The 12,928-nt window shown below is 32.6% G+C and carries 13 protein-coding genes; 3 read left to right on the forward strand and 10 right to left on the reverse strand.

Features of this window, described 5'->3' with window-relative positions:
• Positions 1-15: 15 nt before the first annotated feature.
• From HM985_RS05725 to HM985_RS05770, 10 genes are all read right to left on the reverse strand, one after another.
• On the reverse strand, positions 16-312 hold the full coding sequence (locus HM985_RS05725; RefSeq protein ID WP_179375330.1) for a hypothetical protein: 297 nt from the start codon (positions 310-312) through the stop codon (positions 16-18).
• 48 nt (positions 313-360) lie between these two features.
• Positions 361-1,119 (reverse strand): tetratricopeptide repeat protein, encoded by a 759-nt coding sequence (locus HM985_RS05730; RefSeq protein ID WP_179375331.1) that lies wholly within the window; start codon positions 1,117-1,119, stop codon positions 361-363.
• A 1-nt stretch (position 1,120) separates the two neighbouring features.
• Entirely contained in the window at positions 1,121-2,893 is a 1,773-nt protein-coding gene (locus tag HM985_RS05735) for a BatD family protein (RefSeq protein ID WP_179375332.1), read from the reverse strand.
• Between the two features lie 98 nt (positions 2,894-2,991).
• Positions 2,992-3,849, reverse strand: a complete 858-nt coding sequence (locus tag HM985_RS05740; protein ID WP_179375333.1) for an aerotolerance regulator BatC — start codon at positions 3,847-3,849, stop codon at positions 2,992-2,994.
• 151 nt (positions 3,850-4,000) lie between these two features.
• On the reverse strand, positions 4,001-5,041 hold the full coding sequence (locus HM985_RS05745; RefSeq protein WP_179375334.1) for a vWA domain-containing protein: 1,041 nt from the start codon (positions 5,039-5,041) through the stop codon (positions 4,001-4,003).
• Positions 5,034-6,038, reverse strand: a complete 1,005-nt coding sequence (locus tag HM985_RS05750; protein WP_179375612.1) for a vWA domain-containing protein — start codon at positions 6,036-6,038, stop codon at positions 5,034-5,036. Before HM985_RS05750 ends, HM985_RS05745 begins: the two co-directional genes overlap by 8 nt.
• The gene (locus HM985_RS05755; protein WP_179375613.1) at positions 6,038-7,750 is read right to left on the reverse strand and encodes a hypothetical protein; all 1,713 of its coding nucleotides are present in this window, start codon (positions 7,748-7,750) and stop codon (positions 6,038-6,040) included. The genes HM985_RS05750 and HM985_RS05755 overlap by 1 nt, the downstream gene beginning before the upstream one ends.
• Before the next feature lie 50 nt (positions 7,751-7,800).
• A complete protein-coding gene (locus HM985_RS05760; protein ID WP_179375335.1) occupies positions 7,801-8,667 on the reverse strand; it encodes a DUF58 domain-containing protein in 867 nt (288 codons plus the stop codon).
• A 98-nt stretch (positions 8,668-8,765) separates the two neighbouring features.
• Entirely contained in the window at positions 8,766-9,767 is a 1,002-nt protein-coding gene (locus HM985_RS05765) for an AAA family ATPase (protein ID WP_173587436.1), read from the reverse strand.
• A 159-nt stretch (positions 9,768-9,926) separates the two neighbouring features.
• On the reverse strand, positions 9,927-10,493 hold the full coding sequence (locus HM985_RS05770) for a DUF4382 domain-containing protein (RefSeq protein ID WP_179375336.1): 567 nt from the start codon (positions 10,491-10,493) through the stop codon (positions 9,927-9,929).
• 105 nt (positions 10,494-10,598) lie between these two features.
• Between HM985_RS05770 and HM985_RS05775 the strand changes: the two genes are divergently transcribed.
• Genes HM985_RS05775 through HM985_RS05785 form a run of 3 tightly spaced genes read left to right on the forward strand, consistent with a single transcriptional unit; the run spans position 10,599 to position 12,896 of the window.
• Positions 10,599-11,462 carry an aldo/keto reductase gene (locus HM985_RS05775; RefSeq protein WP_317167124.1) on the forward strand — a complete coding sequence of 288 codons (864 nt, stop codon included), beginning with the start codon at positions 10,599-10,601 and terminating at the stop codon, positions 11,460-11,462.
• 49 nt (positions 11,463-11,511) lie between these two features.
• The gene (locus HM985_RS05780) at positions 11,512-12,270 is read left to right on the forward strand and encodes an SDR family NAD(P)-dependent oxidoreductase (RefSeq protein ID WP_179375337.1); all 759 of its coding nucleotides are present in this window, start codon (positions 11,512-11,514) and stop codon (positions 12,268-12,270) included.
• Positions 12,270-12,896 carry an HD domain-containing protein gene (locus tag HM985_RS05785; protein WP_246284959.1) on the forward strand — a complete coding sequence of 209 codons (627 nt, stop codon included), beginning with the start codon at positions 12,270-12,272 and terminating at the stop codon, positions 12,894-12,896. Before HM985_RS05780 ends, HM985_RS05785 begins: the two co-directional genes overlap by 1 nt.
• Positions 12,897-12,928 lie beyond the last annotated feature (32 nt).

Here is a 12,928-nt window from a genome sequence, read left to right on the forward strand (position 1 = left end):
CTATATTCTAAAAAATTATGAAATAAAATCTGGAGGTGGAAAAACTAAATTAAGATGTGGCTTGGTATAATTTTTAAATGTATAACCAATCAAATGCTCGTTATACTGATCTTCGAATAAGTATTCTGATGCTTGATGATTTTTATCGAAAAGAATCTTAATACTATGATTATCTTCCTCTTCACTTATACTAAAAAAACAGCTAGTATCTACTGTGTCATCAACCGTCATAATTACTACAGGCGCAGAAATAAGCGCCATAAATAATATGAAGAAAAAACCAGTGATTGCGTATTTTAAGCTTTTTTGCATAAGCAACAAATATAATCTGTTCCAATTTAACACACTGTTAAATTCGTTCTAAAAAAACTTTAATAATTTAATATCCTCAGATGCAATCCAACCCATTGAATTATCTGGTAATTTAATTTTTTGCCAACCTTCAAAAGTTTCTATGACTTGCACCTTAGTACCTTCGTGCAACCTAAAGACTTCTTCACTTGCAGGATTAGGATCTGTTTTCACTCTACTTTCCTGTACAAAAACGATTGCTGGATTATTCTTTTTATCTAAACTCGCTTTTTGAAATGCCATAGCAACAGCAACAAAAGCAACAATTAAACTTACTACACTTACAATAAATGCAAGTCGCTTTTTTGAACTAGTATAAGAAAAATGATACGTTAAGAATATAATTACAAATAAAAGTACACCTCCAACGGCTATTTTTGCCCAAGTATCTGTACTAAACGTCTTAACTGCATTATTTATAATTTTAGAAAACCCAACATCTGGCATTTTCTCAATAGCATCAATTGTCATGTTTTGTGCAAAGGATAAATTATTTTGAATCTCCTTATCCTCTGGATTTAGTAGTAATGCTTTTTCGTAATAATAAATCGTAGGAGCAATATTATTGAGCTTATAATTGGCATTCGCCAAATTAAAATATAACTCTGCAGAATGTTCGTTTGAATCTAAAATAGTTTCATACTTATCAATAGCTTCTGCATATTTTCCGTCATTGTATAGCGCGTTAGCATCTTCAAATACTTGGTTATTCTGAGAAAAACCAAAGATGCTAAAACAACAAAAAAGTAAGATAGTTAAGGCTCTCATATTATTTGAGTTGTTTATCTATTAATGAAATTGTTTTTGCTGCTTTATCATAATCATTTTCCATTGTAACTTGTGTAATTGGCGTATAACGTGCTAATTCACAATTTTCTAATATTGATATAAAGTCTAAAACGACTTCTTTCTCAACTTGACGCTTCGTTAATAGATCTTCTATTTTTTCTTTATTAAAATCACTTGTTTCAATATTTAATTTTGCTTTCAAATAATTATGAAGTGCTTTTTCTAAGGCTAAATAAAATGATTCTTTTTGTCCGAGTGCCTTTTTTGCTTCAGTAAGATACTTCTTAGCTAAACGATCTGCTTTTCTAATACGATTACCTTGCACATCTGCATTACGAGCATTACGTTTACGTCTTACAACGATTGCAAAAGGAATAGCCAAAAATGGTAATAACAATAACGCCCAAAATGCTTTTGACCTAAAGAATGGTTCGGGTTTTACACTTGTCCAATTCGATGTTGTTTTAATAAACGCAAATGTATTTGCATTTGCAGTTGCACCTTGATTTGTGTCCCCTTCAGAACTCCCTGTATTAGCATTTGCAGCCATTGGCCCTTCTTGTACATCTATTATTTTCTCATCTGATGTAATACGGTTATAAGTCGCTGTGTCTGGATTAAAATATGAAAACGATATACTAGGCACAGGGTATTTACCGCGATACTGTGGTACAATCGTGTACGTATCAGAAATACTCCCTTGCATTCCGCTTAAATTAGTTCTAACGTTTTCTTGGTGCTCTGGTTCATAAACCTCTAAAGAGCTAGGCACGGTAAGTTTTGGTAATTCAAATAATTTTAAATTCCCTTTCCCTTTTACTTCAATTTTAGCTTGAAGTGATTCGCTAGCATTTAACTGCGTTTTAGATGTTGTTACTTTAAATGAAAAATTACCAACAGCTCCTTTAAAATCGGAAGGTTTCCCTTCTTCTGGTAATGGTTTTACATTTATAGTTCTACTACCAGCAGTCACCTCTTTAGGCACCATTACTGGCAGTCGTTGACCAAAAATATTAACACGGTTAGTAGGAACCTCTGCTGTGATATCCATTACTAAAGGATCTAATTTAAGTGCACCTGTTTTTTGCGGATAAAGTACTGTTTTTCTAAGCACCACATAACGGTACTTCTCACCTTTATAAGTACCTTCTAAAATATTCAGCCCCTGAATTTCTATATTCTGACTCCAAAAATCGTTATAACGTGGAATTTCTTTTTCACGCCAATTACTACTTACCCCTATTTCTGGTGAAACATACAATTTATAAACTACAGTTATAGCTTCATTTAAATAAGGATTTGCATTAGAAACCTCGGCTACTAAGTGAATTTTATCTGCTGCTAGATCCGCAGCATCACCATTACCATTGGGTGCATTAACGGCTTTTGTGACAGTAACTTTAATAGGAAACGTCTTAAAGGTTTCACCATTAATTTCAATTGTAGCTTCCTTTATCGTAAAATTCCCTTGCTTTTTAGGCGATAAAAAATAACTATAAGTTTTTGAAAAGGAACGTTTACCGTTTCTAGAATAATTGCTTACTGATGTGTTAGGACCACCAACCACATTAAAATCTAAAAAACTAGGTGGCACAAAATTATCACCATCCTCGTTCATTTCGAAATCTATACGTAAACGCTCATTGGTTCCTAATTGTTTTTTACTGACTTTAGCTTCAAATTTTACCTGTGCAAAAGCTATACTTGTTGTAAGTATGAATAGTAAAATTGATATGTTTTTAATTAATTTCATAGCTATTTCTGTCTTGTAGACATCTTTAACTCTATCGTTTTTTTGTTGTAAACACTTATATTTATAAGAAAACTGCAAACTAAATACTTTCTATTAGTTTACCAATCTTTTTCTGTCTTAACCTTAGCGCCTTTTTGTTTTTCTGCATTCATCTTCTCCTGAACTTTTTGTTCTTGATTTTGCATTGCTTCTAAAATATTCTTTACCTGCTGAGGAGACATTTGCCCTGGTTGTGGTTTAGGTTTTTGGTTCTGATCTTTATTATCTTCATTTCCTTTACCATCGTCTTTTTTATCATCTTTAGGTTTCCCGTCTTCATCTTCATCCTTGTCACCATCCTTTTTATCCTGATCTCCTTCGTCTTTCTTATCCTTATTATCTTGATCTTCTTTTTCGTCCTTTTTATTCTCGTCGTCCTTCTTTTCTTGATCTTCTTTATCTTGCTCTTGATCCTTGTTTTCGTCTTCTTTATTATCTTCTCCACCACCATCTTGCTTTTGCTGTTCTGCACATTCTTTAGCTAAAGCATAATTATAACGTGTTTCTTCGTCTGTAGGATCATTTCTAAGCGCATTCTTAAAAGCTTCAACAGCTTCTTTACATTGCTCGTTTTTCATTAAAATATTACCAATATTATGAAACGCTTTGTGTTTTTCATCTTTACTTGTAGCATTCTTAGCTGCTTCTTCACTTCTATATAAAGCTTCGTTAAAGCTACCTTTTTGATAATAAGAATGTGCTAAATTATAAGAACCCACAGCTTTTGATGGTGCTTCAGAAATGGCTTTTCTATAATCCATTTCAGCTTCAATATAATTATCATCATTAATTAAGGTGTTGGCTTTATAGACTAAATTAGTTGCGTTTTTGTCTGCCTGTAATTGTTTCTCATTTAATTCTTGAGAAAAACCTAAGCTTCCAATAAAAAGTATGATAAGTAGTGTATAAAATTTCATATGTTTTTTTATTATGAAAACAACCTCTAAATTACTAAAGCCTTTAATCACTTAGCGTTAAAAAAATTCTAAAAGTTATAATTCGATGGGGTTTTACTTAAATCATAAATTGAATTGTCGCTTTTAACAATTATATGATTCAAGGTAAATATTATGCACCAGATTCATTAAACAAATTCAACTTAGTTAACCAAGCTGTTTTTCGTTCTAAGAAGAAAATATCTATAAATAAAAGCAAAATTCCGATCCCTAAAAACCACTGAAATTGATCTTTAAAATCTGCGATTTGTTTAGACTCAAATTCTTGTTTATCCATTTTATCTAATTCTCCTTTAATAGCACTTACAACATCTGCTGTATTACGACCATTAATGTAGACTCCGTTTGCTTCTGATGCAATATCTTTTAGAGTGGTTTCATCTAAACGCGTAATAACAGTTTCACCGTTATTATCTTTTTTATAATTTAGAATAACACCATTTCGTTTTATAGGAATTGGCCCACCTTTAAGATCACCAACACCAACCGTTAGTATTTTTATACCTTGTTCTGCTGCCTCTTCTGCAACATTTAGTGCTTCTCCATCATGATCTTCACCATCTGAAATGATGACTAAAACACGATTAGTTTGATCTTCATTATCGAAATAAGTTTTAGAAAGTTGAATCGCTTCGCTAATTGCTGTTCCTTGTGAAGACAACATATCAGTATTCATATTCTGTAAAAACATCTTTGCCGAAGCATAATCTGTGGTTATTGGTAATTGTGGAAACGCCTTACCTGCATAAGCAATAATACCAACACGATCACTTACTAAACTATTTACAATTTGTGTTACCAATTGTTTTGATTTCTCTAAACGATTTGGCGCAATGTCTTCGGCAAGCATACTTTTAGAAACGTCTACGGCAAATACAATATCTACACCTTCGCTTCTTACCGTTTCTAATTTTGTTCCGATTTTTGGGTTTACTAAAGCAATTGATAAACATGCAAAAGCAGCACAAAGCACAAATACTTTTAGTACACTTTTAAATAGAGATTGATTTGGGCTTAGCCGTTTTAATAAGCTAGAATTTGCGAATTTTTTTTGTACAGAACGCTTCCAAATTTGAAGTCCTATAAACAAAAGAATAATTACTGGTATCACCAATAACGTCCAAAACCATATGTTTTCATCGAGTCTAAACAAAGCTTCTAAATATTGTGTTTCTTAATAATAATTCTATCAATAATAATAGTCCAGCTAGTAATACTAATGGTCTATATTTTTCTTCGTAATTGTAATATTTCTTTTCTTCTATATCCGTTTTTTCGAGCTTATTGATTTCGTTATATATTTCAGCTAACTTGTCATTATTAGTTGCTCTAAAATATTTCCCACCTGTTTCGGCGGCGATATCTTTTAATAAAGCCTCATCAATTTCTACTTGGGCACGACCATATCTAAATGTTCCGTTTGGATTAATACCAATTGGAGACAATGCCATTCCGTTAGTTCCTAAACCAATAGCATAAACTTTTATGCCATATTCTACGGCCAGTTCACTTGCAATTTTAGGATCTATAAACCCAGAATTGTTAACACCATCCGTAAGTAGTATAATGACCTTACTTTTTGCTCTACTATCTTTTAATCGATTTACCGAAGTTGCAAGCCCCATACCGATAGCAGTTCCTCCTTCAATAATATTATTGTAATTTATATCTCTCAGTGATCTTTTTACAATAGACTTATCACTTGTAATTGGTGTTTTTGTATACGCTTCACCAGCGTATTCTACCAAGCCAATACGGTCATTGGGTCTACCATCAATAAAATCTGCAGCGACTTCTTTTAAAGCATCTAATCGATTTGGACGTAAATCTTTAGCTAACATACTAGCAGAAACATCAATTGCCATAACAATATCAATTCCGTTAGTGGTTTTTGTTTTTGTAGATACATCTACAGTTCTTGGTCTTGCTAAACCTGTAATTAAAAGGGCTAAAGCAATTAAACGTAATGCAAAAAGCGTATGTCTAAATTTAGACCAAAAAGACGATGATGTCTTAAAACCTTTAATGGTAGACATTTTTAGCTCTGCCGTTTGCTTACTGTGCTTTAGAACATACCAAATTATCGCTATTGGTAAAAGCAATAACAACCAGAATAATTCCTTATTTAAAAATTCTATATTTTCAAACATCATTTTGTCTCTTCTTGTAACTCTTCAGGGTTCAGTTCTATAGAATTTGTAATTCGCTCTACCATCTCATCGGCGTAATCGTCATCAGTTGGCCAGGTAATTACAATTTGCTGTAATACGTTTTCGTTTGCAAAACAGAGTGCCACATACTCTGCGTTTACTGTGTGTTCAGAATTTGGAATTTTTAAACTTAAAGTTCCGAACGTTTTTAGTCCTTCTGCCTTATTTGGTGTGCTATATTTATCTTTCTTAACAGTGATATTACTAGCTCCTTTGGCTTCAAAATCTTTAATTATTTTTTCTGAAACTTCTAATAAGTCAAAAGTTGAATTCTCTTTGTTTTCTTCACCTTGTGCAGCTTGCTGTTTAGGTACGTTTAATGTTGTAGTATTTATAACCACACTAAAAGCATCGGTCATTGTACCATAAGCAAATGTGGTCATTGACATTTTCTCCTTAACCTCATCTGGAAGCTCTGTTTCAACACGTTTTAAAACGTTCGGTGTTTCTATAAAAACAGGTGGAAAACCGTACGCACTTTCTATCCAGTTACCCTCTAAGAGCTCTTTATTTTCTTGACCAACTATTGTATCTGTAACATAGCTAAATCCATACTTTAATCCAAAACCAACAAACGTTGCTACAAGAAGGAACACAGATATTCCAACAGTAATCCACACTTTCTGACGTTTCTTTTTTCGCGCTTGCTCTTCCTTATATTTCTGATCTAATAATTTTTCTTCTTCAGAAGGTTCTGGAAGACTTACTTTTACATGGTCGATTGCTTTATCAATGGTTGACTTATCCATTTCGGCAAGTGCTGTATCTGGTGCTGATTTTGCAAATTTTACTAAATCGGCACGTTGAAGAATCGATTCTATATGTAAAATTGTTTCTTTAGAAAGTGGTATTTGATTGCCTTCTTTTAATAAATTTAAACGTGTAATTAATTCTGAAGTTGTACTTTCTAAAGCACGATCATAAACTTGCTCGTCTAAATATTTTCTAACAATAAAAGTCAATTCAGAATAATATTCCTTAACCTCTGAACGTATTAAATATTGACTTTCATCTAATTTCTGTAATGCTAATTTTGCACGATCATAAGGTGGTAATAAGGCAATTTCCTCTTCTTCTGTTAGTGGTTTTTTTCTCCAAATAAACCAATACAATAAAAATGCTACCAATGCAACGATTAATACGATCCCTAATAACCATTTCCACCAATTGCCACCTACTTCTTCAACTTCTATAATTGGTTTTATATCGTAAAGCTTTTGTTTTGTAGTATCTACTACAATTGTATTGACATCAACTTTTAACGAATCTGTAAAAAAGGCTTTTTCACCAATAATTATTTTCTGCCTAGGAATGGTATACGAACCTGAATCGAATTGGGTTAATTTATAAACTCTAGATAATAAAAACTTAGCCTCTCTTTTTGTTGTGTCTATTTTTAGAGCCTCAACATTTTCTAAAGGCATAAAGGTTTGCCCTTCTGGAAAAACAACTAATGCCAAAGAATCTGCTTCAACATTAATTTTATAGTTAATTTGCTCTCCTACTCTAATTTTAGTGGTATCTATTTCTGTTTTTACTTGTGCAGATACAAGTGTTGAAAACAGAAAACAAAAAACCGAAAATAAGCCTAAAACCGAAGCTCTTTTAGGAACAACAGCTAAGCCAACACTTCTTGTTAATACGTTATATATGGATTTAAAACTTTTCACTTTTTCAATTCTTACTTTTACTTCTTAGAGCTTTATCCTCTTCTTTTAAAATAGCCTAGTAATTTTTTTACATAGCTTTCATCAACACGGCAATCAATAGTACCAGCTCCAGATTTAGTAAAACTATCTTTATAATAAGTCACTTTATCATCGTAAAATGCACTATAATCAAGTCTTACTTGTTTAGACCCCGTATTAACCAACATTATCTCACCCGTTTCAGCATCTTCCATTTGCACCATTCCTAAATTAGGGATTTCAGCTTCATGTTGATCGTAAACTCTAATCCCTGTAATATCGTGTCTTCCTGCTGAAATTTTCAAGTTTTGCTTATAATCGTCTGCTATAAAATCTGAAAGCACAAAAACAATCGCCTTCTTCTTCATTACATTAGATAAAAACTTAAACGCATTAGAAACATTTGTTTTTTTACTTTTAGGCTGAAACTCTATTAATTCTCTAATAATTCTAAGCACATGAGAACGTCCTTTTTTAGGGGGAATATAAAGCTCAATGTCATCTGAAAATAAAATCAAACCTATTTTATCATTATTCTGTGTTGCAGAAAATGCTAAAGTTGCTGCGATTTCTGTTACGATTTCATTTTTAAATTGATTGTGGGTTCCAAACATTTCACTACCAGAAACATCTACCATAAGCATCATCGTAAGCTCGCGCTCTTCTTCAAATACTTTAATATGTGGCTGACTGGTTCTTGCCGTAACATTCCAATCTATATTCCTTACATCATCTCCAAATTGGTATTGACGTACTTCAGAAAAAGTCATACCACGACCTTTGAAAGTAGAATGGTATTCGCCTCCAAATATATGATCAGACAAACGACGTGTCTTAATCTCTATTTTTCGTACTTTTTTGAGTAATTCCTTAGTATCCATTTTTTCAGTTTGCAGTCTTCAAGCTTCAGTTCACAGTTAATATAAATCAGATTTCTAGTCAGCGATCACTAACGGATTACTGATTTATCAACCGCCATTTATGGTACTTCGATAACATTTACAATCTTATTGATAATATCTTCTGAAGTTATATTTTCTGCTTCAGCTTCGTAAGTAATACCTATTCTATGACGTAACACATCGTGTACAATAGCACGTACATCTTCTGGAATTACATACCCTCTTCTTTTTATAAAAGCATAACATTTAGCTGCTGTTGCCAAGTTAATACTACCACGAGGTGATGCACCAAAAGAAATTAAAGGTTTTAAATCCCCTAATTTATATTTTTCTGGATAACGCGTTGCGAAAATAATGTCGAGAATATATTTTTCAATTTTCTCGTCCATGTAAACTTCTCTAACCGCTTTTTGAGCACTTAAAATCTGAGCAACAGAAACAACAGGATTTACTTTTTCATAAGTTCCTCTTAAGTTTGCTCTAACAATCATTTGCTCTTCATCAATTTTTGGGTAATCGATGACAGTTTTCAACATAAAACGATCCACTTGTGCTTCTGGCAAAGGATATGTTCCTTCTTGCTCAACGGGGTTCATTGTTGCCATTACTAAAAATGGTTTATCTAAAATAAATGTTTCGTCCCCAATAGTCACTTGCTTTTCTTGCATTGCTTCTAATAAAGCAGATTGCACTTTTGCGGGTGCTCTGTTAATCTCATCTGCTAAAACGAAATTTGCGAAAATTGGTCCTTTTTTAATTTTGAAGTCATTCTCCTTCATATTATAAATCAATGTACCAACAACATCGGCTGGTAAAAGATCTGGAGTAAACTGAATTCTACTAAAACTAGCATCTATTGCTTTAGAAAGCGTATTAATAGCTAATGTTTTTGCTAAACCAGGAACACCTTCTAATAAAATATGACCTTGACCAAGTAAGCCAATAAGCAAACGTTCTACCATATGCTTTTGCCCTACGATTACCTTATTCATTTCTAAGGTTAGTAAGTCTACAAATGCACTTTCTTTTTCTATCTTTTCATTAATTGATTTAATATCAACTGTACTCGTTTCTTCCATTTTTTAAGGGTTTTAGAACAAAACTATTTTTAGAAATATTTTATATGCTGCAAAGTGTTAAAATTATTTGTTAGTTGCTGTTAACAATTGGTTAAAAAAAAGAAAGAGCAACACCGAAGTATTACTCTTTTTATATGTATTAATCATGGATTAGGATAATTAATATTCAATCTGTCTTATTTCTGTATATAGTTTGGGGTTAAAAGTCATCATGCCCTCACTTTCATTATAACTAATAGATTGGTCTAAATCTAAGTTGATAACTACATTGTAAACACTATTTGCTGTAAATTCTGTTCCGACTAAATTAGAAGGTGTTTTACTTCCCGATCCCTCAATATCTAAACTTACTAAAGTTTCATTGATATTTAAAAAATTATTATCACCCAAAACTAATCGAATTTCATAGATGTAAGTAGATGCCATTTCAAACTGATCTACTAACATTAATTCTAAATCATCATTTAAATCACTTACATTGTGAGTCCCAGAATTAATGGTTTTTAAACTTACCCAAGAACTCGTAGAATCAACATCATCACTTATTCTAACTTGCACATCTTCAATTTCTAAAAACACATCATCAGCTTCGCTAGAAGTTGTTTTAAGACTTACTGTAACACCAGATAATTCACCATTAGAAAGCTCATCTTGAGAACAGCTTGCAGCTCCTAAAAAGACAATAAAAGCAAATATAAAATGTTTCACTAAATGTAAATGTTTCATAATTTGGGGTTTTGAATAATTACACGGTAATGATACCTTCATTGCTAATGTTTTGAGTATTTTTATACATGAATTGCATAAAAACCTATACAAACAGAAAACAAAGTGAAATATTCTCGATTAATAGCAGGTACAATGACTTGGGGGAGCTGGGGAAAACAACTCTCAAAGAAAGGAATGGAGTCATTAATAAACTTCTGCATTTCTAATAACATAACCACATTTGACCACGCAGATATTTATGGTGGCTACACCACTGAAGCCGAATTTGGAAAAGCTTTAAAGGACTCTAATATAGACCGTGAAGCTATTCAGCTTATATCAAAATGTGGTATTCAACTTCTATCTGGTAACCGAAGTCATGTTGTTAAACATTATAATTACTCTAAAGCGCATATTATTCAGTCCGTTGAAACCTCTTTAAAAAATCTGGAAACAGAATATTTAGACCTATTACTTCTTCACAGACCTAGCCCCTTGATGGTTGCCGAAGATATTGCAGAAGCCATAACATTATTAAAGAAAGACGGAAAAATAAGAGACTTTGGCGTTTCTAATTTTACACCTTCTCAAATGGAAATGATTGGTTTACGTACGAATATTGACGTCAACCAAATAGAATTCTCACTTACAGAACATTCCGCGATCTATAATAGCACTCTAGATTACATGACAACGAGCGGCATAAAACCCATGGCTTGGTCACCGTTAGGAACTGTTTTTAAAGAAGACCATGAGCAAAACAGACGCATACACAAACAACTTGGTGAGTTAATGGAAAAATACAATGCTACTGAAGACCAATTATTATTGGCTTGGATTATGAAACATCCCTCAGGCATTCACCCTGTTGTAGGCACAACAACTGAAAAAAGATTAAAACTAGCTATTGAAGCTACAAAAATTGAATTAGAAATAGAAGATTGGTTTTTAATCTTAGCTGCTGCACAAGGACACGAAGTTCCTTAAAACAAAAGCACTTCATAAAAACAAACTTTTACAACTCAAAAACAATATTATGAACACAAAAAAAGTTGCCTTAATTACTGGAGCAACAAGCGGAATTGGACGAGCAACGGCTCATGAATTTGCTAAACACGGCATTAAGTTAGTTTTATGCGGCCGTCGCCAACAGCGATTAGACAGCATAAAAAAGGCTTTATCTAAAGAAACCGATGTACATACTCTAAATTTTGATGTGCGTGACAGAACACAAACTTTAGAAGCTATTGCATCACTACCAAAAGAATTTAAAAACATAGATATCTTAATTAATAATGCCGGAAACGCTCATGGTTTAGACCCTATACAAACTGGTGATTTAGACGATTGGGATGCCATGATGGATATTAACGTTAAAGGACTACTTTATGTTAGCAAAGCCATTATCCCTGGAATGACAGAACGCAAATCGGGACATATTATTAATATTGGCTCTTCTGCAGGAAAAGAAGTTTACCCTAACGGAAATGTATACTGTGGAAGTAAACATGCTGTTTTAGCTATAACCGAAGGCATGCGAATTGACTTAAATCCATTCGGAATAAAAGTAGGTGCCGTTAATCCAGGTTTGGTAGAGACTGAATTTTCAGAAGTAAGATTTAAAGGAAATGCCGCAGCAGACAACGTTTATAAAGGTTACAAAGCATTGCAGCCCGAAGACGTCGCTGATGTTATTTATTTTGCAATTTCTAGACCTGCACATGTAAATATTGCAGATATTTTAATGTTTTGTACAGCGCAAGCAAGCTCTACAATTGTAAAAAAGGAATTGTAATGAATTATTGGCTAGAGAATGAATGGAATAAATTAGTCTTAGATTATACAAACAATTCTTTAGCCAAAATTACTTGGGTAGATATTGAGAATCATTATACCTCTAAAAATAGGCATTACCACAATCTATCTCACCTCTGCAATATGTTGCTTCAATTAGAAGACTTCAAAAATGATATTGAAGATTTAAACGCTCTAAAATTTGCTATTTGGTATCACGATATTATTTATAAATCAACCCATAAAGACAACGAAGAGCAAAGTGCCAATTACTGTGAGAAAGCCCTGAAAACATTAAAGATTGATGATTTTAAGATTGAAAAGATAAAAGCACTAATCATTTCGACTAAAAAGCACCAATTAGCCTTAAATAAAAACACAGATAACGCTTATTTATTAGATTTAGATCTATCTATTTTAGGATCCGATTGGGAGACCTACAAAAGCTACACGGAATCTATAAGGAAAGAATACAAAATCTATCCTGATATTCTTTATAAACCTGGACGAAAAAAAGTTCTCAAACAATTTCTAGAAAGAGATTCGCTATATTTTACAGAAAGGTTTAAAACTAAATTTGAAAAACAAGCCAGAGAAAACCTAAAAAAAGAAATCGAATTACTTTAATAATGAGATTTTTAATTTTATAAGAAGTAACC

This window comes from Winogradskyella wichelsiae (assembly GCF_013403925.1).
Taxonomy (GTDB): Bacteria; Bacteroidota; Bacteroidia; order Flavobacteriales; family Flavobacteriaceae; genus Winogradskyella; species Winogradskyella wichelsiae.

Coding starts and splice junctions, on each gene's coding strand:
- HM985_RS05785 (WP_246284959.1), top strand. CDS start 12,270: ATGAATTATTGGCTAGAGAATGAATGGAATAAATTAGTCTTAGATTAT.
- HM985_RS05725 (WP_179375330.1), bottom strand. CDS start 312: ATGCAAAAAAGCTTAAAATACGCAATCACTGGTTTTTTCTTCATATTA.
- HM985_RS05730 (WP_179375331.1), bottom strand. CDS start 1,119: ATGAGAGCCTTAACTATCTTACTTTTTTGTTGTTTTAGCATCTTTGGT.
- HM985_RS05735 (WP_179375332.1), bottom strand. CDS start 2,893: ATGAAATTAATTAAAAACATATCAATTTTACTATTCATACTTACAACA.
- HM985_RS05765 (WP_173587436.1), bottom strand. CDS start 9,767: ATGGAAGAAACGAGTACAGTTGATATTAAATCAATTAATGAAAAGATA.
- HM985_RS05740 (WP_179375333.1), bottom strand. CDS start 3,849: ATGAAATTTTATACACTACTTATCATACTTTTTATTGGAAGCTTAGGT.
- HM985_RS05760 (WP_179375335.1), bottom strand. CDS start 8,667: ATGGATACTAAGGAATTACTCAAAAAAGTACGAAAAATAGAGATTAAG.
- HM985_RS05770 (WP_179375336.1), bottom strand. CDS start 10,493: ATGAAACATTTACATTTAGTGAAACATTTTATATTTGCTTTTATTGTC.
- HM985_RS05750 (WP_179375612.1), bottom strand. CDS start 6,038: ATGTTTGAAAATATAGAATTTTTAAATAAGGAATTATTCTGGTTGTTA.
- HM985_RS05780 (WP_179375337.1), top strand. CDS start 11,512: ATGAACACAAAAAAAGTTGCCTTAATTACTGGAGCAACAAGCGGAATT.